Raw genomic sequence first — 20,785 nt, forward strand, 5'->3', positions numbered from 1 at the left:
ACCCAAAGCGGAAATCCGCCTGAGCGCACGCCCTGGCCCCTGCTGGGTCAGGTTATTCATCGGCTTGTTAGCCGGACCCGGGCGCTCTATGATCTTGCCGCATCAAGGGGATGGGCCGCCATACGGTGCGCTGTGGATAAGTCGCATAACCGGACCCAGGGATCCGGCTATTAGGTAGTTGGGTGCGCTGTAAGGATTGTCGCTATCATCCAGAGATGAAGTTCAAGAGTAGAAATCTCCGTGAACTCGCCGAGATGATCATCGGCGACGCCGATCACTTTCACTACAGATCGAGCAGCTACATCACACGATTCTTTGAAGAATGCGATCTTGATTTTGTACATGACGGATCAACTCGATGGAGTTGGACATCCTCAAAGCTTGAGGAACTGCTCCAGGAGCCACAGCCAGGCCCAAACTTGTTGCCGGATAGCTTCGTAAAGGTCTTTCAAGTTCTTATGGAGAGATCTGACGCAACGGATGAAGATCCTGACCGTTCCAAAGCCCTAAGCACCCTCAATAAAACATTGCATAGAGAAGGCTACGAGGCCTTCTACGGAGAAGATGGCCTTCTCTATTTCAAACACATCCGTACACAGTCCGTCTCTGCCGCACCCAATCCGCACCGCCCATTCACCACAGCGGAACTGAAGAAGCGCGACCACTTGTCCAACTACCTAGACAAGTGCTCTGAGGACGAGCTAATTGAGCGCGTACTGCTGCCCCTCTTTCGACAACTCGGCTATCACCGCATATCCGCAGCAGGCCACAAAGACAAAGCACTTGAGTACGGCAAAGATATCTGGATGCGCTACGTTCTACCAACCCAGCATGTTCTGTACTTCGGGTTACAAGCCAAGAAGGGAAAGTTGGACGCATCCGGCATGTCAAGAGCATCAAACGCGAACATCGCGGAGATCCACAATCAAGCCCTAATGATGCTTGGACACGAGATATTCGACCCCGAAACAAGCAAAAAAGTGCTAGTCGATCATGCCTTCATTGTCGCTGGCGGTGAAATTACCAAGCAGGCCAGAAACTGGCTTGGCGGAAAGCTTGACGCCTCTAAGCGGAGCCAGCTGCTTTTTATGGACCGTGAGGACATCTTGAACCTCTACACCGTGAGCAGCCTTCCTCTTCCTGAAGGCGCCATTCCCGTGACACCCTTTATTGATGAGATTCCGTTCTAGTCGCGGCGCACCTAAAACTTCATTCAAGCCGGCGCCGCTTCACGGCGCGGCTTAATTCAAGCGTTAGCAGTCACTGGAGGAATTGTGGCATACGAGTTGAAAGACAGGCTTGTGGTTGGCGTTGCATCAAGCGCCATGTTTGATCTGACTGAATCAGACAAGATTTTCAGGAGTCAGGGGGAGGAGCCGTATCGACAGTATCAAGAGGTTCATAAGAACAACCCGTTGAGTGAGGGGGTCGCCTTCTCATTCATCAAGCGACTGCTCACACTCAATGACCTAAGTCCAGCAGGTACAGGGCCATTGATAGAGGTTGTCTTGCTCTCTCGTAATGATCCAGACACGGGACTTCGCGTGATGAAGTCCATCGAACATCACGGATTAGGAATAACTCGTGCGATCTTTCAGCAAGGCGTGTCTCCATACGACTACATCCCAGCTCTGAATATTTCGTTGTTCCTTTCATCCAACCAGAGCGATGTTCTTGAAGCCATCGCCAAGGGCTTTCCAGCCGGCTACGTGATGGAATCAAAGAAGATTGATGACCCTCAAGACAAAACCTTGCGGATCGCATTCGACTTCGATGGCGTAGTGGCTGATGACACTGCTGAGACCGTTATGCAGCAGACGAAAGACGTCTTAAAGTTCCACGACCATGAGACTGCCAACGTAATGGAGCCACTCGGCGGTGGTCCACTCAAGGAATTTTTGCTTAAAGTGTCAAAGATACAGAAGGTCGAAGAAGAGAAGCGAAAAGCAGATCCAACCTATAAGAATCGTCTTCGCGTATCTATTGTCACGGCAAGGAATGCACCTTCCCATGAGCGGGCTATCAATACGTTGAAGAGTTGGGGAGTAATGGCGAATGATGCATTCTTTCTTGGAGGGGTAGAGAAGAAGCTTGTCTTGGACGTTCTACAACCGCATATCTTCTTTGACGACCAATCCGGGCATCTTGCGACCGCAAGCGAGGTAGCTCCATCAGTCCACATTCCTTTCGGCATCACGAACAAACCAAAAGATTGACTGCTAACAGTTCATTCAAGCCGACGCCTCTTCGCGGCGCGGCCTAGCTCAGGCATTGATGTCCGCTTCTGGCCGATTGCGGCCAACCGGACCGACAAGCCCACTTCCGGCAGGAGGAAAGCCAATCGCACCGGATGCGCCATCAGAGCGCCCCGCCCGGGATCATTTCGAAGGCAAGTCGTTGCAACTATTGCCTTTTTTTTCATCATAAGTTGAAACAATGTTTCAACTTATGGGTCCGGTACCACTTGCGCAGGCGATTGAAGCAATTGGTGGGCCCACCAGGACTCGAACCTGGAACCAAAGGATTATGAGTCCTCTGCTCTAACCATTGAGCTATAGGCCCCCAGCGGCAGAATTGTACCGGAGGCGTCACTCGTCGATGGCGTGCTGTCGTGCCGGGCGCGAAGTCCGAGGGCGCGGTCGAGCACGGGCGGCGGCGTGGTGTCCTCCGGCGTGCGGAACCAGCCCGCCGCGCACAGGCGGCTTCCCACCCGGGGCGAGGCGGTCAGGACATTGATCGGCACGGACAACACCATGCCCAGGATCACCGGCGCCATCCACGCAGCCAAGGCGGGAGACACCAGATAGGCGACGACGCCACTGAAGGCACCGAACAGGGTCAGTCCGGCGTATCGCCGCAGCAGGCTGCCGAGCGACACACTGCCATCGTCGCGGCGCTGCGTTTCCCAACCCGAATCACGGCCTGCGAGGACCTCGGCCACGCCGCGCGACTGCACATACATGGTGACGGGCGCCATCAGCGCCGCCATCGCCGTTTCCAGCAACGCACTGCCGGCGATCCGCGCGCCGCCGCCGCATTGCCGCCGCAGCGCGGGGTCCAGCATCGTGGCGACGCATCCCATCACTTTCGGGGCAAGCAACACCGCCATGGTGAAGTAGAAAACCCACAGGAACCGTTCCGGGTCGCCACCGCGCCAGTACAGCGCAGGGGTGAATCCCGCCAGGTGTGGCTGGTCCAGATGGAACCCCGCCTGCTGCAACGGGATCGCCAGGCCGACCAGCATCAGCATCGCCCACATCGGCGCGGTGAAGTAATGGCCGATGCCCACCAGCAGGTGCAGGCGGCTGATCCAGTGCAGGCCACGCGCGGGCAATACGGCGCCATGCTGCAGGTTGCCCTGGCACCAGCGACGGTCGCGCACGAGCATGTCGGTCAACGATGGCGGGCCCTCTTCGTAACTGCCGCCCAGCCCGGGCGCCATGTGCACCGCCCAGCCACCCCGGCGCAGCAACGCCGCCTCGACGAAGTCGTGGCTCAGCACCGCGCCCTCGAACGGCTTTCCGCCTCCGAGGTGCGGCAGACCCGCGTGCCGCGCGAACGCCGCGGTGCGGATGATGGCGTTGTGTCCCCAGTAGTTGCCTTCGGCACCATGCCACCACGCAATGCCATGTGCGACGACGGGCCCGTACACACGCCCGGCGAACTGCTGCATGCGCGCGAAGAACGTGCGCCCGTTGACGATCATCGGCAGCGTCTGCACGAGCGCCAGCATGGGCTGCCGCTCCATGGCCGCCGCCAGCCTGACCAAGGTGTCACCGGTCATCAGGCTGTCCGCATCCAGGATGAGGAAGTGCGGATAGGCGCCGCCGAAACGGCGGACCCAATCGGCGATGTTGCCGGCCTTCCGTTCGGTGTTCTTCTGGCGACGCCGGTAGAACACGCGCGCGCCACGTCCCAGCCGCTGCAACAGTTCCTGCACGGCCGCGAGTTCCTCCCGCTGCGTCTCCGGCCTGGTCGTATCGCTCAGGATGAAGAAGTCGAAGCGATCCCCCTGACCGCTCTCCCCCAGCGACTCGTGCATCGCCTGGACCCCCGCGAGGACCCGCCACGGATCTTCGTTGTAGGTCGGCACGAGAAGCGCGGTGCGCTGGGTCAGCGCGGGCAACGGCGCGTCCGGATCGATACCCAGCGGATGCGGACGTTTCGCGAGCAGCATGACGAAACCGGCCAGGGCACTGGAGAACGAGAGCGCGATCCAAGCGAACAGCGCGACGAACAGCACGAGCAGGATACCCTCGAGCACGTCGATGCCACCCCCGCGCAGTACCCACCACACCTGGTAGGTCGCGAAGAGCGTCAACATCGCCGCGATGCCCATCACCAGGGCACGACGTCCGCCGATCCCGGCGGGCGACGTGGGCAGCGGGCGTGACGAAAGACGTCCTGTGCGCAGTTCCTGCACCGGCATGGGCAGGGGCGATTCGAGGGGCAGCCACTCACTCTGCGGGGTGGTGGAAGGCGGGGTTCGGTCGTTCATTGCGGGCTCCAGCGGTACAGCCAGGTTTCGGACAGCGGCGTATGCCCCTCCAGCACGCGCGCATGCAGTTCCACATCATGTCCGTCCCCGTGGGGACGGAATTCGAAGCTCAGTCGCCATCCATCCGCTTCCGGATTCGGATACGCGACCGCATTCACGACGTCGCCATGGGCCGCCCAGACGTCGGGCGTCGGCGTCGTGTCATGGGCCATGGACGCCAGGCGCGTCCCCTCCAGATCGATCACCACCAGGCGTCGCGTTGCATCCGGGGCCGCGCCGATGCGGGTGGCGCCGACGGTGGCCAACGCAGGCTCCCATCGGTGCGTGTCGCACCAGTGCATGCGGTAGTCGAAGCGATACTCGCGGCCGGCACGCAGCGGTTGCTGCGGTCGCCAGAACGCCACGATGTTGTCGTGGTACTCGTCGGCGGTGGGAATCTCCACCAGCGTCACCGCGCCGTCTCCCCACTCGCCCACCGGTTCGATCCAGAGACTGGGGCGCTGGTGGTAGCGCGCCTCGGTGTCGGCGTAATCGGCGAAGCGACGCTTGCGCTGCAGTAGTCCGAAACCACGTGGCTGCCGGTCGACGAACCCGCTTGTGCGCACGCGCGGCGGATTTCCCAGCGGCCGCCAGATCTGCTCGCCTTTGCCGTTGAAGATCGCCAGTCCATCCGAGTCGTGCACGGCAGGCCGGTAGTCGTCGACCCCGGCGCGGTCGCCGGCGTCGAACTCGAACATGCTGGTCAACGGCGCGATACCCGCGCGGGCAAGATCCACGCGCGGATACAGGCGCGACTGCACATCGATGACCGTCTCTCCGCCGGGCCGGATCGCGAAACGGAAAGCGCCGGCGACACTCGGACTGTCGAGCAGGGCATGGACGATCAGATGATCCGCATCGGATGCGGGCTGTTCTATCCAGAAGGCGCGGAACACCGGAAACTCCTCGGCGCCGGGATCGCCGCTGCCCAGCGCCAGTCCGCGCGCGGAAAGGCCGTAGAGGTGTCCCTTGCCCAGCGCGCGGAAGTAACTCGCCCCCAGGAAGACGATCAGTTCGTCGTACACCGTCGCCCGGTTGAGCGGCGTATGCACACGGAATCCCGCAAAGCCGGTGTCCGCGCCCAGTTCCGCGCCGACCCCGGGCGGCAGCGAGAACATCGCGGGCGAGTAGACGAGCGGCGTGGCGGCTCCGTCATGCACCAGGTGAAGATCGATGCGCTGTTTGAACAGGAAACCGCGATGGAACATCTGCAGCTGGAACGGCAGGGCTTCGCGGCGCCAGATCGCCTGGCCCGGATCGAAACGCAGGTCGCGATACGCGTCGTAATCGGCCGCCAACGCCGCAGGCAGGCTGTCACCTGGCGCGCGGAAGGGCTGCTTCGCCATCGCCTGCGCGAGGCGTGGAACCGTTTCCAAGTCAAAGCGTGTGGAGGGTGCGGCGGTGTTCGCTGCTGTCGAAACCTGCGCCAGCGCGCGGGGCATGGTGCCCAGCAACGCCATGGCGAGGACGGATTTCACTGCATCCCGTCGCTGCACGCGGAAGTCTTGCTCGTGGGGTGCGCCCAGTCTAGGCATCCACGCGTGACGAAGATGAAAAGGCTGACGTCGTAAAACCTTCTCCCGTACGCCAAAAACAAACGCGGCCCATCGGGGCCGCGTTTATCTGATGCTTATGAAGCCTGGATGCGTCAGTCGATGTCGAGGAAGCTGCGCAGCTGCTCCGAACGCGACGGGTGACGCAGCTTGCGCAGCGCCTTGGCTTCGATCTGGCGGATACGCTCGCGGGTGACGTCGAACTGCTTGCCGACCTCTTCCAGCGTGTGGTCGGTATTCATGTCGATACCGAACCGCATGCGCAGCACCTTCGCTTCCCGCGGGGTCAGGCCGGCGAGCACGTCGCGGACCGTTTCCGACAGGTTGATGTTGGTGGTGTTCTCGATCGGGGACTCCACGTTGGTGTCCTCGATGAAGTCGCCCAGGTGGGAATCCTCATCGTCGCCGATCGGCGTTTCCATGGAGATCGGTTCCTTCGCGATCTTCATGACCTTGCGGATCTTGTCCTCGGGCATGTCCATTTCCTTGGCCAGCTCTTCCGGCGTGGCCTCTCGGCCGTACTGCTGGAGCATCTGGCGGGAAATGCGGTTGAGCTTGTTGATCGTCTCGATCATGTGCACCGGGATACGGATGGTGCGCGCCTGGTCGGCGATCGAGCGGGTGATCGCCTGGCGGATCCACCAGGTGGCGTAGGTCGAGAACTTGTAGCCGCGGCGGTATTCGAACTTGTCCACCGCCTTCATCAGGCCGATGTTGCCTTCCTGGATCAGGTCGAGGAACTGCAGGCCGCGGTTGGTGTACTTCTTGGCGATGGAGATGACCAGGCGCAGGTTGGCCTCGACCATTTCCTTCTTGGCCTTGCGCGCCTTGGCTTCGCCATAGGCCATCGCACGGCTGATTTCCTTGATGTCGGCCAGCGTCAGGTGCATCGCCTGCTCGACGGCGATGGTGGCTTCCTGCTCGGCGACGATCTGCTCGCGCACGTCGCGCAGGCCCGACGACCACTTCTGCTTGCGCTTCAGCACTTCGTCGACCCAGCCGAGGTTGGTCTGGTTGCCCTCCCAGGCGCGAAGGAATTCCTTGCGCGGCATCTTGGCGACATTGGCGCACAGGTGCAGCACGCGGCGCTCATGGTCCTTCACCTGTGCCACGACTTCGCGCAGCTTGCGGACCAGCGTATCGGTCAGCGGCAACGGGAGCTTCAGGGTGACGAAGGTCTCGCCGAGTTCGGCGCGCAGCTTGGTGACGGCCTTGTTGTCCGCGCCATTTTTGGCATAGGACTTCTTGAACTTGGCGTAGCCGTCGGCCAGCACCTGCATGCGGCGCGCGACCTCTTCCGGATCCGGACCGGTCGGCGCGGCTTCCTCGGCGGTATCGTCGTCGCCGTCTTCTTCGTCCTCGGCGTCTTCGGTCGCGTCAGAGGCTTCTTCAGCGGCCGGTACTTCCGGCGCCGGTTCCTCGACATCGTTGAAGCCGACGACGACTTCGGCCAGGCGCTTCTTGCCGGCCTTGTGCAGTTCGTACTCTTCCAGCAGCAGCTCGATCGACCACGGGAAATTGCCGAGAGAGGCCTGCACCTGGCCCAGGCCTTCCTCGATGCGCTTGGCGATGGCGATTTCGCCTTCGCGGGTCAGCAGCTCGACGGTGCCCATCTCGCGCATGTACATGCGCACGGGATCGGTGGTGCGGCCGCCTTCGGTATCCAGCGAGGTCAGCGCGGCAGCGGCTTCTTCGGCCGCGGTCTCGTCGACTTCGCGGTTGCCGGTGTTGCCGTCGGCCAGCAGCAGGGTTTCGGCATCGGGGGCAACTTCATGGACATCGATGCCCATGCCGTTGATCATGCCGATGATGTCCTCGATCTGCTCCGGGTCGACCAGGTCGTCCGGCAGGTGATCGTTGACTTCGGCGTAGGTCAGATAGCCCTGCTCCAAGCCCTTGCTGATCAAGAGCTTGATATCGGACTGCTGCGCAGGACGTTCGTTGGCCATGGAGGTTGCGCCACCGGGAGTGAGGAAGGGAGAACCCCGTATTATACCAGCCCGGACCGGCTTGGGTTCCTGCAACCTGGTGCCCGGCAAGGGGGAAACGTCAGGGGCGGAGCAGGAAGGTCACGGGCCCGTCGTTGACGAGGCTGATCACCATATGGGCACCGAACTGGCCGGTTTCCACCCTCCCGGCATGCCTTTCCCGGCAGATCGAGACCAAGCGGTTGAATCCCTGTTCAGCCTCGACGGGAGGGGCTGCCGTCGTGAAGCTGGGGCGCATCCCCGACCGCGTATCTGCCGCCAGGGTGAACTGGCTGACCAGCAGCAGGCCGCCGCCCGTCTCGGAAAGTGAGCGGTTCATGCGTCCGGCCTCATCGGCGAACACGCGGTAGCCCAGCAAGCGCTCGGCCATGCGCGCGATCTGCGCGTCGCTGTCCCCCGGCTCGACGGCGACCAGCGCGAGCAACCCGCCGTCGATGGCGCCGATTACCCGTTCGTCGACGGCCACGGAAGCCCGGGTCACACGCTGGATCAGGGAAAGCATGGCGGGATGTCCGGACGGGGAGCGACAGGATAACGTCGCTCCGCGCCCTCGCCGCCGGGGGACCGCCATCCGGGTTGGCTACACTCGACGCATGAAACCGGACACCCTCGCCGCCCTCGGCTACCACGCCGCCGCCCTGCTCGGGCGCCTCCCCTGGTCCTGGCTGCGCACCCTCGGCGACCTGATGGCGTGGGCGTGGCGCAAGGCGGACGCACGCGAGAGCCGGGTGACCCGCCGCAACCTCGAGATCGCCTACCCCGATCTGCTGCCGGGGCAGCGCGAGGAACTGCACCGCGCCATCCTGCGGACAACCTCCCGGCAGGCGCTCGAGACCCTTCGCTTCTGGACCCGACCGCCCGCGGAAAACCTCGCCTACCTGCGCGAACGCCACGGCGAGGCGCTATACGACGCGGCGCTGGCCAGCGGCAAGGGCGTGATCGTCGCAGCGCCGCACTTCGGCAACTGGGAACTGCTCAACCAGTGGCTGGCCTCGCGCGGCCCGCTTGCCATCGTCTACCGCCCGCCGGCCTCGCCGACCGGTGATGCGTTCCTGCTGCGCGTGCGCGGCGCCGACAACATCCGCCAGGTGCGCGCGGAAGGCCCGGCCGTACGCCAATTGTGGAAGGTGCTCAAGGAAGGCGGTGCGGTCGGCATCCTTCCGGACCAGCAGCCCAAGGCCGGCGACGGCGAGTTCGCCCCCTTCTTCGGCACGCAGGCGCTGACGATGACGCTGGTCTCGCGGCTCGCCGAGCGCACCGGCGCGGTCGTCCTGTTCGCTTGGTGCGAGCGGATCGGACCCGGACCGGACTTCGCGCTGCACGTCGAACCCGCTCCCCCGGCGATCGCGGATGCGGATCCGGTGGCGGCGGTCACCGCGCTCAACGAAACCGTCGAGCGGATCGCGCGACGCGATCCCGCGCAGTACCAGTGGACCTACAAACGCTATACGCTGCGGCCTGCGGGCAGCGGCGAGGCCAACCCCTACCGCTGAGGTGAACGAACAGGGGATGACGATGCGGATACGGGGATGGCTGACCGGGATGTTGGCTGGCGTGCTGGCGCTGCCGGCATGGGCGACACAGGATGTGTCCGCGATGAACGACGTGTCGCGGACCTGGGAGCGCTACAGCACGCTGAGCAGCCAGGACAAGGTCGAGTCCGTGGACATGCTGTCGGCGTCCAGCCTTGCGCATGTGGGGTTCCTTCGCGACATGGCGCTGTATGCCTCGACGGAGCAGCTGCGCCGCCTTCCGGTCCTCGACCGTATCGTCGTCTACCTCCTGCGCGCATCGCAGTCCGACGACGCCCTGCAGGCCATGGACGCCCGCGCGGTGGCCACGCTTTGCGTGAGCCGCGGTTGGATCAATGTGCGGGCGTCCCAGGCGGGAATGGCGTTGCCGAGCCTGTCGCACGTCACCCTTCTGGGTGACCAGGCCATCGGGGAACTGAGCCCGCCGACGGAGACACAATTCCATTTCGGGCCGGCGTTCGTGCGCGAAGACGGTCATTGGCGCTTCCTCTACATGTCGATGGTGGGGGATATTTCCGTCGTCATGGACGAGCAGATCCGGCGTACCGGGATGAGCGAATCCCGCGTGCTGGAAATGTCGGTCTCCAATGCACTGAAAGGGCCGGCGCCCAGTCTGGCCACCCTGGACCGCGCGCCACTGGACGACGCCGCCAGGCGCACACGGCTCAACGAGGCCTGGCCCGACTACGACCAATGGCAGCAGCTGCGTGTGCGTGCCATTTTCCGCAAGGCGGAGGACGGCGACGCGCTCGCGCAGTACGCGGCGGGCAACATCACCTACCTGGGCGAGATGCCGGCCGTCGCACCCAAGGACGAGGCGGCCGGACTGGCGTGGTGGGAGAAGGCCAGCCAGAACGGACATGGCCTGGCGGCCTGGATGGCCTTCATGGCGATCACCGACGGAAAAGACGGGCAAACGGATGCGGCGGCGCTGCGCGCCCTGCCCCACCTGCAACGCGCGGCCGCCCAGGGCACGCCAGCCGACGCGTTGCTGGCCCAGTCCAACTACTATCTGGATGGCATGGCCGGGCTGCCGCGCGATTGCAGGCAGGCCGCCGAGTGGGCCACGCGCGCCGAGGAAGCCGGCGTGGAAAGCGCGCGCAACGAGCGCGTCTGGATCTGGGCCACCTGCCCGGTGGACGGCCAACGTGATCCTGCCCAGGCACTGGCACTCGCGCAGTACATGATCGGCCGCGAGGACTCCCTCGGATGGGCTGAACTCGACACGGTGGCTGCGGCACTGGCCGCCAACCGCGACTTCCAGCAGGCGGTCCGGTTCCAGCAGCTTGCCGTGACCAAGATGGGCGCGGATCCGGAATACACCGGCCGCGATCGGGCGGCGATCCTGAAGCGGATGAAGGCGCGCCTGAGCCGCTATCGCGGTGGGCGCGACTATGTGCTCGACTACCGCATGATCGACGAACTCAGGGTAGGCAAGCAGTGACATCCCCCGACATAGATGCATCTCCGAACGACGCGTGGCATGCCTTGCCCGGTCGCGGCGCCTGGCTCGCCGCGCTCGGCGGGGCAGCACTGCTGTTCCCGCTCGGCTTCCCGGTGTTCTTCATCTCCCGATCGATGGATGTCGTCTCGCCCTGGCTCGCCGTGCCGGCGGCCGCCCTCATCGGTGCCGCGGTGGGCGCCTGGGTCGCCGTCAAGCGCCACCGGCGCACGCGCTGGCGCCTCGACGATCGCGGATTCGCGGTGCGCCGCGGCAACTGGTGGCAGAGCGAAACGCACGTGCCCATCTCGCGCGTGCAACACCTCGACCTGAAACGCGGGCCGCTGGAGCGCAGCGCCGGACTGTCCACGCTGGTCGTGCACACGGCCGGCACCCGCATGGCCGCCGTCACCGTGTCGGGCCTGGATGCGGACGATGCAGAGCGGCTGCGCGAGCGGCTGGCGACCCAGGTCGACCACGACGACGCCCTGTGATGGACGGAGCACTCCACGGCGCGCCTCCCGACGAACGCCGCCTGCATCCCTGGTCGTGGCTGTTCGTGCTGTTGCAGCAGCTCAAACAGTTCATCTTCCCGCTGGTCGCGCTGGTGGTGTTCGGCGCGCGCAGGAGCAGTGGCGACGGCGAGCTGTGGGCCTCGTTCGCGCCCATCATCGGCATCACGGTGCTGGTGGTGCTGGCCATCCTGCAGTACTTCACCTATCGCTACACGATCGGGCGCGACGGACTGACCGTACGCGAAGGGCTGCTGCACCGGTCGCGCCGCGAGATCCCGTTCTCGCGCATCCACAACGTAGTCGTGCATCAGTCGCTGCTGCACCGCGTGTTCGGCGTGGCCGAAGTCAGGCTGGAATCGGCCGGCGGCACCAAGCCGGAAGCGCAGATGCGCGTGCTCGGCCTGCACGAGGCGCTGGCGCTGGAGGACCTGGTCCGCCACCAGTCGCATGAGGCCGCGCCGGTTGCCCCTGGACAGGAGGCGGTGCCGCGCGACCAGGGCACCACCCTGCTGTCGTTGTCGACGATGGAAGTCCTGCGGCTGGGCCTGATCTCCAATCGCGGGATGATCGTGGTGGCCGCGGGCTTCGGTGCCGCGTGGCAGATCCTGCCCGAGAGCATGATGGAGCAGTTCTTCCGCCAAGGCGCGAAACAGGCCTACGGCTATGCCGAAGGCCTGCACCTGGGCTGGCTGGCCGGCGCCGCGGGCGGCATCGCCCTGATCGGTGTCGCGCTGGCCCTGGTGCGTCTGCTGTCCGTCGCGCTGGCCCTGTCGCAGTTCCACGGATTCCGCCTGACCGAAGAGCCGCGCCGCCTGATGGTGGAACGCGGCCTGTTCGCACGCCTGCGCACCAGCGTCGCGCGCCGGCGCATCCAGGCGTGGACGCTGCACGAAGGCGTGCTGCACCGCCTGTTCGGTCGCCGCTCGCTGCGCATCGACACGGCGGTCGCCGAAAAATCGGGGCAGCAGGACATGCGCGCGCTTAAGGATGTCGCCCCCATCGCAGCACCCGACGCCTGCGATGCGCTGATCTCCCACCTGTTGCCGCAGGCGCAATGGCCGCGCGACGACTGGCAGGCGGTCGATGCGTCCGCGCGCTGGCGCCTGTGGCTGCCTTCGCTCGCATGGCTGCTGCCGGTGACGGCACTGGTCGCCTGGCAGTTCGGCGCCTGGGTGTGGTTGCCCGGGCTGGCGTGGATGCTTGCGGCCGCCTACGCCGCACGCCGGCAGGCGCATCGGATCGGATGGGCGCTGGACGACCATCTGGTCGCCGTGCGCAGCGGCTGGTGGTCCCGCTACTGGCGCTTCGCCGAGATCGACAAGCTGCAGGCGCTACGCCTGTCGCGCTCGCCGCTGGACCATCGCATGGGGACCGCGACGCTGTGGCTGGACACCGCGGGTGCCAGCGGCATGTCCGCACCGCTGGCGCTGCGCTTCATCCCCGAGGCCGACGCCGTAGCCGTCCACGAGCGACTGATCACCGCGCTGGCGCGGCGACGCCTGCACTGGTGACCCGATGCCGATGCCCCTCCCGACGCCATGACGCCTCCTCTTCCCCTATCCGCGGTGATCATCACCAAGAACGAGGCCGACCGGCTGGGTCGCTGCCTCGCGTCGCTGCAGGGCGTGTGCAGCGAGATCCTGGTGCTGGACTGTGGATCCGATGATGGAACGGTCGAACTGGCGCGGTCGCATGGCGCGCGTGTCGAGCACCAGGACTGGCTGGGGTTCGCCGGCCAGAAGAACGAGGCCATCCGCCGCGCCACCCAACCCTGGCTGTTGCTGATGGATGCGGACGAGTGGCTCGCCGACGGCAGCGAGGCGCCGCTGCGCGCGCTGTTCGCCAGCGGCGCCATCGAGCAGGCCGATGTGTGGAAGTTGAAGCGATGCAACTGGTTCCTGGGCCGCATGCTGAGCGGATTCGAGCGCACCGAGCGGCTGGTGCGGCCGGACCATCGCTACCTGCCGATGCGCGTGCATGAGAAACCCGACCTCGCCGGCAAGCGGGTGAAGGACAGCGACATCGTCATCGAGCACAACACGGCGCGCACGCTGGACGCGCATCGCGCCAAGAACGACCGCTATGCGCGCCTGTGGGCCGAACAGCGGCACGAGGACGGCAAGCGCTGCTCCGCGATCAGCCCATGGACGCATGCGGCCGCCTACTGGTTGAAGATGTACCTGCTGCGCGGTGCCTGGCGCGACGGTCGCCAGGGCTGGTGGTTCCATGCCAGCCACGCGCGCGCCGTGATCCGCAAGTATCGACATCTGCATGAGCTGGGGAAGGCCGCTTGACCGTGAACGACATGACCTCCGCGCCGCCCCTGGTCGTGCGCTGCGGCGCCTTCGGCGACGTGGTGATGCTGACCACCATGGTCCGGCTGCTGCATGCACGGTATGGCCAGCGTGTCGACGTGCTGGGCTCCGGGGGTTGGACCGGACCCCTGCTGGAGCCCCTGCCGGAGATTGGACACGTCCGGATCGTCACCAGCCGCAACACGCCCTACCTGCTCTGTCCCAGCCAGTGGGCCGCCGTCCGCTGGCTGCGGGCACGGGGCCGCGGCCCCGTCTACGTCTGCGACACCGATGCCGCGACCCTGCAGCTGCTGACGCGCGCCGGCCTGCATCCGGACGACCGCGTGCAACGCACCCGCGACGACGACGAAAGCGACGGCATCACGCGTCTGTGGCCGGACCGTTGGCTGCGGATCGGCATGCGCGATCCAGACCACACGTATCCGACGCGCGAGGTCGATCCGCTCGCGTACCGCTATCCGCGCCTGCAGATCACCGAAGAGGATCGCCGCGACCTCGCCCAATGGCGTGCCGGACAGGGACTGGAAGGCCCCTGCGTGCTGTTCCAGCCCGGCAACAAGCGCACGCACAAGCGGGGCAATGTGGCGACGGCCTCGCACCCCAAGTACTGGCCGCCGCAGGCATGGGCTGCGCTGGCGGCATCGGTCTGGCGCGATCTGCCCGAGGCGCGCATCGTGCTGTGCGGATCGCCCGCCGAGCACGCGGTACTGGAAGAGATCGCGACCGCAGCCGGTCGCGATCCCCGCATGCACAACGCCGCACGCGAACTGCCGATCCCGCGCCTGCTCGCGCTGCTTGAGCAGGCGCACAGCCTGGTCTCGGTCGACACCGGGCCCGCGCACGCGGCCGCCGCGCTCGGTTGCCCTCTGGTCGTCATGTTCGGCGCCGCCTCTCCGGCGAAATGGCGCCCGATCGGACCCGGCGCGATCACCGTACTCGGCGGCGAGCAGGGCGAGGCCAGCCGTGTGCGCGACATCCCCGCCGCGGACGTGATCGCAGCCTGGGAGGCGCTGCCGACCCGAGCGGCGGGCTGATTCCCCGGATTCAGCCCGCCTTGGACGAGGCGGTCTTGTCGATGCCGTACGGCGTCCAGGTGATGCGCTGCGCGCGCGTCTGCGCGCGGATGGCGAGGTTGCGTTCCACCGACTCGCGGGTCTTGTAGCCACGCGCATGATCCAGGTGCACGCAGATGGCGCGGTGGCGGACCTGCTTGCCGCGGACGCCATGATTCTCCAGCCGTTCGCCCAGCTCGCGATCCGGCCCGCCGTACTTCATCCGCTCGTCGTAGCCGTTGATCGCCAGCAGATCCGACTTCCATGCCGATGAATTGCAGTTGTTGAACGTCGGCCGCGTCGTGGTGACGGTGTCCAGCCATCGGCCTGTCAGCGCGCCCGCGCCCAGTTTCAGCGTGTTCGACAGGCCGAGACGATCCTGTGCGCGCAGCCAGCCGCGATCGAAGGCGCGTCCGTCACGGATATCGTCGGCGCCGATCGCCTTGCTGAGTTTCATGCTCAGCTTGCAGTAACCGCCGGAAAGGAATCGCCCCGGCTCCGCCTGCTCGGCGTGGATCTGCACGAAATCACGCCGCGGGATGCAGTCACCGTCGGTGAACAGGAGGTAGTCGTGCCGCGCTTCCAGGATGGCTACGTTGAGGATTTCCTGGCGCCGATAGCCCTCGTCTTCGTGCCAGACATGCCGCAACGGCACCGGATAGTCGGCGGCGAACCGCTCCACCAGCGCGCGGGTCGATGCGCGCGATCCGTCGTCTGCCACGATCAGCTCGAAATCGCGCCAGGTCTGGCAGCGGTAGCCCAGCAGGACTTTCTCCAGCCATTCCTCGGCGTTGTACGTACTGGCGATGACGGTGATCTTCATGGTGCCCTCCACACGTGCACGGCGTCGATGCCCCCTCGGCTCGACGCTCGTTCCCAAATGGATTGTCCCTCGCCCAGATGACAGCCGGTAGTGCCTTCCGTCCCGGCCTCAGGCCGGACCCCAGTACCCGATGCGCCGGCGAATCTTCAACTTGCGCCACAGGTTCATCGGCTTGGACTTGCGGTTGCGTGAACCCGCCGCGATGAACGCATCGATGGCATCCAGCACGCGCTCGCTGGAGCGGCCGTCGCGGTACGGGTGGATGCTGTCGGCATACGCGACGATGGCCTGCATCAGTTCCGGCGGCCTCGACAGCGCGCGGCGGATCGCCGGCTCGAACTGGGCCGCATCGTCGATGTCGATCAGCTGCGGACCCGGGCGCCGGTTCTTGAACGTCACCACCGGCTTGTGCGTGAGCAGGAACTCGTTGAGCGCGGACGAGGTGTCCGAACACATCATGTCCACCTGCGGAAACAGGTCGAGGATGTTGTCGTCGTCGGCGAAACGCAGGTGCTCGTTCTCGATCGCGCGGAACTTCGCCACGGTGTCCGGATTCATCTTCGGATGGAAGGTCACGATCCACTTCCATTCACCGCCGCGCGACAGCCGCTTCACTTCTTCGTACAGCGTCTCCGCCGCGCTCCAGGAGGGCGAGAACGTGGAGTGATACAGGATGACGGGCGGTTTGCGCACCGGGGGCAGGCCACCGGCGATATCCTGCATGAAGGGGTCGATCTTCGGCCAGCCGGTCTCGACGACCTTGAAATGGCCCACGCGCTCGGCGATCTCGGAGAACGCGCGGGTGTCGTTGGGCCCGGTGGTGCAGTACAGATCGAAGAATCCGCGGATATAGATATGCCGCGGCTTGCCGGCATCGAAACCATGGAAGGTTTCGACCTTCACCCCCGGGAAGAAGTGCGGCACCGCGTTGCTGCCGGTGATCACCGCAATGGCGTTCCAGCGCCGCACCTCTTCGGTCGTGGTCAGCAGCTTCTCGTCCGGACGCAGGTCTTCGGCGCCGGGACCATCGAAGAACCACGCCGCCTCGCCGCCGCGTGCGCGGATGGCGTCCTGCAGCGGGCGCAGGATGGCGAGCGCGTAGCGCTCCGAGCCGTAGAGGAGATAGTGCTTGGCCATCAGTGTTCCAGTTCGTGGCGGGCGAGCTTGCGGTGCGCGGCGTCGACGGAGGCGGGATTGCGCTGCATCTCGTAGTAGCGCATGCGCTTGTAGGTGGCGTAGCTGGCCGCGGTCTGCGCGATGATGAAGCCGCGCCAGCCGTCCAGAAACGCCAGGCGCAACAGGTAGTCCTTGATGAAGCTGGACAGATAGACCAGGGGCGTCAGCCACATGCGGACCGGCCGCTGCTTGTCGCGCCAGTCGAGCGCCTTCAGTTCGCTGTAACGCAACACCTTCAGCTGCTTGTGCACCAGGCTGGGGTTGTCGGCGTGGTTGAACGGCGCCTTGAACTCCACCGTCTCGCCATCGAATCGCAGGGATTCATGCACGCGTGCATCGGTCCAGCGCGCGCGGCCGCGATGGTAGATGCGAGCCGACCGCTCCCCGACCATCGGCCGGTACCAGCGCATCGGCGCCCCCATCAGCCAGGTACGGCGCCGCAACCAGGCACCGGCCTTCCCCGATGCCATCAGTGCAGGCAGCTCCTCCTCGAGTTGCGCGGCAAGTTCCGGAGACAGGAACTCGTCGGCATCCAGGACCAGGATCCAGTCGTGGGCGGCGTGAATGCTCGCGGCATTGCGCTGCGGCCCGAAGCCCAGCCAGTCCTGGTGCACCACCCTGGCGCCATGGGCCTGCGCGATAGCGATGGTGCCGTCGGTGCTGCCGCTGTCAACGATCAGCTTTTCTGCGACGAAGGACACACTATCCAGGCATCTGCCGATGTTGGCCGCCTCGTTCTGGGTGATGACGACTAGGGACAGGGGCAGCGGCGACATGGTCACATTCTAGGGCCCAGACCAGATCGGCGGCGAGCCCCACGAAACCTGCGTTTCGCCGTGTATCTGACTGACGGCTGTCTCACCTGCGGGCGCCACCTAGCGCTGACACGCGCGCCCCGGACAATTGTGACTTCACCCTGACCCCCCCACCCCCCATGCAGCGCACTTTGGTCGTCGGCGGCGCCGGCTCTCCTGCGTCTCGCGGCTCGCACGATTGGTCTCGCCAGCATGACTGATCGCCCCCTGATGCAGCAGGCTGAGAACGCTGGATCTCCTCGCGCCTCCGCCACGGTCGACGCGGATGGCCTTCGTCCCGACCGACCGCCGATGAAGATCGCGGTTGTCTCCATGACACCCGTCTTTCCCGCCAAGGCAGGCCATAGCGTCCGCATTCTGCAACTGTGCAAGGCGATCAAGACGCTCGGCCATGAATTGACGTTCATCCACTTCACATCGAAGCTGGATACACAGAAGCCAGATACGGCTTCTCATGTGGCGTTCTTCGGCACGCAGGATTTCCTGCACCTGGACAACGGAAGACGGCTGTCGCGCGCTGCCTTCTGGTTCCGCGGCAAGCTGTTGCGTCGAAGACGGAAGATTCTGCGCAGGCTGGGAAACGACCGTAGCCACTACTCACGCCTGGATGAGAGCTGGCGGGAGGCCTGGACCCTCCAGCTACAGGGACTGAAGCGGGAATTCGATGCAGTCATCGTCGAGTACGCGGTCAATTCGCGGGCGCTGGATGCATTTCCGGCCACCACGCGCAAATTGCTGGACACGCATGATTCCTTCGCCGACAGGCACCGCGCCTTCGTTGCAAGGGGTTTCCGCAAGGGATACTGGGTTTCACTCACCCGCGACGAGGAAAACAGGGGCCTGCGACGCGCCGATGCCGCCATTGCCATCCAGCGGGAAGAAGCGGAGAACTTCCGCAAACAGCTGGGGGAGAACCACCAGGGCGAACGCAATCCGGATATCGCCGTCGTCAGTCACTTCATCGGCCTTGACCAGGCGGTGTCCGATCATGGCGCCGATCATGTGGCGCTGTACCTCGGCACCAACATGCTCTCGAACCAGATCTCCTTGCGGCAGTTCCTCGATCACGTGTTGCCGCGCGTTGTAAGCGAGATCCCTGATTTCAGGCTGAGAGTCGCCGGCTCCATCTGCAACTGGCTGCCAGATCTTCCGAATGTGGAGAAGCTGGGCTTTGTCGACGACCTCCACCAGGCGTTCGCTCGAACGCCCCTGTCGGTCAACCCGACGGTCGCAGGTACGGGCATCAACATCAAGCTGCTGGACGCCATGGGCTCCGGGATTGCGACCGTTTCAACAGCCACTGGCGTCCGTGGCCTGCCGGAAGACTTCAGGAATGGCGTCGTCGTCGTGGCGGACCAGGATCATCAGGCGTTCGCCGACGAAATCGTCCGCCTGTCCAGGGATGCCGCGGCGCGGCGCACGATGGGCCAGGCCGCCTTTGCCGACGCCCAGCGCTGGAATGCCCGTCAGCTGGCCGCGCTGGAGTGCTGCCTCCGGGGCGGCGAACGCACGCCGGAAGCTGCCCAGTGACGCCCCTGCTCCGCCGACCCGCAGGCACGCTGAGGCGCGCCTCCCGACGGGCAAGAAACACGCGGCGAATCGACGTCCACAAGTTCTACCGGCATCGGGAAGAAGAGCCATTGCGACTCACGATGACGCCCTTTCTCTATTGCGCTTTCACCGGCCGGCTCCCCGCATGAAACTGCTGTACACCAATTTCCACAGCGGTAGCGGTGGCGGCCACACGACGTACATCCGCGAACTGGCGCGCGGGTTGGCGCAGCGCCATGACGTGCATGTGGCAGTCCCCGGAGAGAGCCGCCTGTTCCGCGAAACCCAGGCGTTCCCGAACGTCAGTGCGTTCGCCCAGACCTACCCCAACGGACTGCGCCGCTGGCGGGCGCGCCAGCGCGCTCGCGCGAGGCTGCACGCGTATCTCGCCGAACATCGCTTCGATATCGTGCACGTCAATGGCTCCGCGGACCACCGCCTGGTGATGGCCGCACTGCGGGGATTGAAGCATCGCCCCCGCATCGTCGTTACGAAGCACAACACCAAATCGATGGTGGGGCTGCAGCATCTGTGGCGCGCACGCTTCGGAGCCGACAAGGCCATCGCTGTCTGCGATTACGTTCTCCGCCAGTTGCACGCGACACCCTACCGCCGTTGCGATCCGGAGACCGTTCACAACGGCGTCGACACCGCCTTCTACTCGCCGCCTCTAACGCACCCCAGCCACCGTGGCGGAGTACGGCTGCGGATTGGCAGCAACGCCGGTACGGCGGACTACAAGGGCTGGACCGACCTGGTTTCCGCATTGATGTTGCTGTCCGACGAAGACCGTCGGCGCGTCGATGTCGTCATTGCCGGGCACCCTCCATCGCAGTCGCAACACCAGCTGCTGGAACAGTCGGGCCTGCGCGAGCACTTCCATTTCCCCGGCATGCTTGACGATGTCCGTCCGATGATCGCTTCGCTGGATGCCGGCTTCGTGCTGTCCTACGATGTCGAGACGATCTCGTTCGCTTGCCGCGAAATGATGGCGATGGGAAAACCCGTGATGGTGACCAACTACGCGGGTTTGCCTGAAAACGTGCGTGATGGCGAGGACGGCTGGGTCGTGCCGGTACACGACCACGAGGCGATGGCGAAGGCGTTGCGCTCCATGCTGGAAGACCGCGAGGATCTGTGGCGGCGAGGGCGGGCCGCGCGCGAACACGCAGTGGCCGAGTTCGGCATCGATCGATTCATTCGGCGGACGGAGAACATCTATCTTCAGCTCCTGGTTAGCTCCGAGTCATCGACCGACCCAGGAAGCGACCCGCGCCTTCAGCCTGTCGGGACTGCTCTTCCGGAGAGAGGAAGCAAGCAACACCGACCTCGATGGCCGACGCCGCCATCCACCGACGCCACCTAGTCCCCGCTTCCAGCCCTCACCTCCGACAGGGATAGCGGAGCGCATGCCTGCGGTGGGCCCGCAGCGAGGCCTGCCGCGAAGATCGCCCCCTGTGCCGTTTTGTCGCCGTGCACCTGCCGTC

17 protein-coding genes and 1 tRNA gene are annotated in these 20,785 nt (G+C 65.0%); 10 read left to right on the forward strand and 8 right to left on the reverse strand.

Annotation, left to right across the window (positions count from 1 at the left end; translation table 11 throughout):
* Positions 1–215 precede the first annotated feature (215 nt).
* Complete coding sequence (locus ACSQ1W_RS21035) at positions 216–1,190, forward strand: hypothetical protein (RefSeq protein WP_436046291.1); 975 nt, start codon at positions 216–218, stop codon at positions 1,188–1,190.
* A gap of 84 nt (positions 1,191–1,274) precedes the next feature.
* Positions 1,275–2,216, forward strand: coding sequence for a 5'-nucleotidase (locus tag ACSQ1W_RS21040; RefSeq protein ID WP_436046293.1), 942 nt, complete (start codon positions 1,275–1,277; stop codon positions 2,214–2,216).
* Positions 2,217–2,486: 270 nt separating this feature from the next.
* Here the strand turns inward: ACSQ1W_RS21040 and ACSQ1W_RS21045 are convergent.
* The 5 genes from ACSQ1W_RS21045 to dtd all read right to left on the reverse strand — a co-directional run bounded on the left by ACSQ1W_RS21045 (position 2,487) and on the right by dtd (position 8,580).
* Positions 2,487–2,562 (reverse strand) — tRNA-Ile (locus ACSQ1W_RS21045).
* Complete coding sequence (gene mdoH, locus ACSQ1W_RS21050; protein WP_436046377.1) at positions 2,525–4,498, reverse strand: glucans biosynthesis glucosyltransferase MdoH; 1,974 nt, start codon at positions 4,496–4,498, stop codon at positions 2,525–2,527. The genes ACSQ1W_RS21045 and mdoH overlap by 38 nt, the downstream gene beginning before the upstream one ends.
* A complete protein-coding gene (locus tag ACSQ1W_RS21055) occupies positions 4,495–6,015 on the reverse strand; it encodes a glucan biosynthesis protein (protein ID WP_436046294.1) in 1,521 nt (506 codons plus the stop codon). Before ACSQ1W_RS21055 ends, mdoH begins: the two co-directional genes overlap by 4 nt.
* 170 nt (positions 6,016–6,185) lie before the next feature.
* Positions 6,186–8,039: an RNA polymerase sigma factor RpoD gene (rpoD, locus tag ACSQ1W_RS21060; RefSeq protein ID WP_192271056.1), complete on the reverse strand. Its 1,854-nt coding sequence runs from the start codon at positions 8,037–8,039 to the stop codon at positions 6,186–6,188.
* A gap of 100 nt (positions 8,040–8,139) precedes the next feature.
* The gene (dtd, locus tag ACSQ1W_RS21065) at positions 8,140–8,580 is read right to left on the reverse strand and encodes a D-aminoacyl-tRNA deacylase (RefSeq protein WP_436046296.1); all 441 of its coding nucleotides are present in this window, start codon (positions 8,578–8,580) and stop codon (positions 8,140–8,142) included.
* A gap of 91 nt (positions 8,581–8,671) precedes the next feature.
* Between dtd and ACSQ1W_RS21070 the strand changes: the two genes are divergently transcribed.
* From ACSQ1W_RS21070 to ACSQ1W_RS21095, 6 genes are read left to right on the forward strand one after another with little or no spacing between them, the layout of a single operon-like run.
* Positions 8,672–9,571 (forward strand): lauroyl acyltransferase, encoded by a 900-nt coding sequence (locus ACSQ1W_RS21070; RefSeq protein WP_436046298.1) that lies wholly within the window; start codon positions 8,672–8,674, stop codon positions 9,569–9,571.
* 16 nt (positions 9,572–9,587) lie between these two features.
* Positions 9,588–11,054 carry a tetratricopeptide repeat protein gene (locus ACSQ1W_RS21075; protein ID WP_436046299.1) on the forward strand — a complete coding sequence of 489 codons (1,467 nt, stop codon included), beginning with the start codon at positions 9,588–9,590 and terminating at the stop codon, positions 11,052–11,054.
* Positions 11,051–11,545 (forward strand): PH domain-containing protein, encoded by a 495-nt coding sequence (locus ACSQ1W_RS21080; protein WP_436046301.1) that lies wholly within the window; start codon positions 11,051–11,053, stop codon positions 11,543–11,545. The genes ACSQ1W_RS21075 and ACSQ1W_RS21080 overlap by 4 nt, the downstream gene beginning before the upstream one ends.
* Entirely contained in the window at positions 11,545–13,077 is a 1,533-nt protein-coding gene (locus tag ACSQ1W_RS21085) for a PH domain-containing protein (protein WP_436046303.1), read from the forward strand. Before ACSQ1W_RS21080 ends, ACSQ1W_RS21085 begins: the two co-directional genes overlap by 1 nt.
* Positions 13,078–13,104: 27 nt before the next feature.
* A complete protein-coding gene (locus ACSQ1W_RS21090) occupies positions 13,105–13,860 on the forward strand; it encodes a glycosyltransferase family 2 protein (RefSeq protein WP_436046304.1) in 756 nt (251 codons plus the stop codon).
* A gap of 2 nt (positions 13,861–13,862) precedes the next feature.
* On the forward strand, positions 13,863–14,915 hold the full coding sequence (locus tag ACSQ1W_RS21095) for a glycosyltransferase family 9 protein (RefSeq protein WP_436046378.1): 1,053 nt from the start codon (positions 13,863–13,865) through the stop codon (positions 14,913–14,915).
* A 10-nt stretch (positions 14,916–14,925) separates the two neighbouring features.
* On the opposite strand, the gene ACSQ1W_RS21100 is transcribed toward ACSQ1W_RS21095, so the two are convergent.
* The 3 genes from ACSQ1W_RS21100 to ACSQ1W_RS21110 all read right to left on the reverse strand — a co-directional run bounded on the left by ACSQ1W_RS21100 (position 14,926) and on the right by ACSQ1W_RS21110 (position 17,708).
* Positions 14,926–15,756, reverse strand: a complete 831-nt coding sequence (locus tag ACSQ1W_RS21100) for a glycosyltransferase family 2 protein (protein WP_436046306.1) — start codon at positions 15,754–15,756, stop codon at positions 14,926–14,928.
* A gap of 108 nt (positions 15,757–15,864) precedes the next feature.
* Entirely contained in the window at positions 15,865–16,893 is a 1,029-nt protein-coding gene (locus ACSQ1W_RS21105) for a CDP-glycerol glycerophosphotransferase family protein (protein ID WP_436046307.1), read from the reverse strand.
* Positions 16,893–17,708 carry a glycosyltransferase family 2 protein gene (locus tag ACSQ1W_RS21110; RefSeq protein WP_192271082.1) on the reverse strand — a complete coding sequence of 272 codons (816 nt, stop codon included), beginning with the start codon at positions 17,706–17,708 and terminating at the stop codon, positions 16,893–16,895. Before ACSQ1W_RS21110 ends, ACSQ1W_RS21105 begins: the two co-directional genes overlap by 1 nt.
* A gap of 330 nt (positions 17,709–18,038) precedes the next feature.
* Between ACSQ1W_RS21110 and ACSQ1W_RS21115 the strand changes: the two genes are divergently transcribed.
* Entirely contained in the window at positions 18,039–19,277 is a 1,239-nt protein-coding gene (locus ACSQ1W_RS21115) for a glycosyltransferase family 4 protein (protein ID WP_436046309.1), read from the forward strand.
* Positions 19,207–20,664, forward strand: a complete 1,458-nt coding sequence (locus tag ACSQ1W_RS21120; RefSeq protein WP_436046311.1) for a glycosyltransferase family 4 protein — start codon at positions 19,207–19,209, stop codon at positions 20,662–20,664. The genes ACSQ1W_RS21115 and ACSQ1W_RS21120 overlap by 71 nt, the downstream gene beginning before the upstream one ends.
* The last annotated feature ends 121 nt before the right edge of the window (positions 20,665–20,785 follow it).

This window comes from Pseudoxanthomonas sp. LjRoot143, from assembly GCF_964252945.1.
Lineage (GTDB): Bacteria > Pseudomonadota > Gammaproteobacteria > Xanthomonadales > Xanthomonadaceae > Pseudoxanthomonas_A.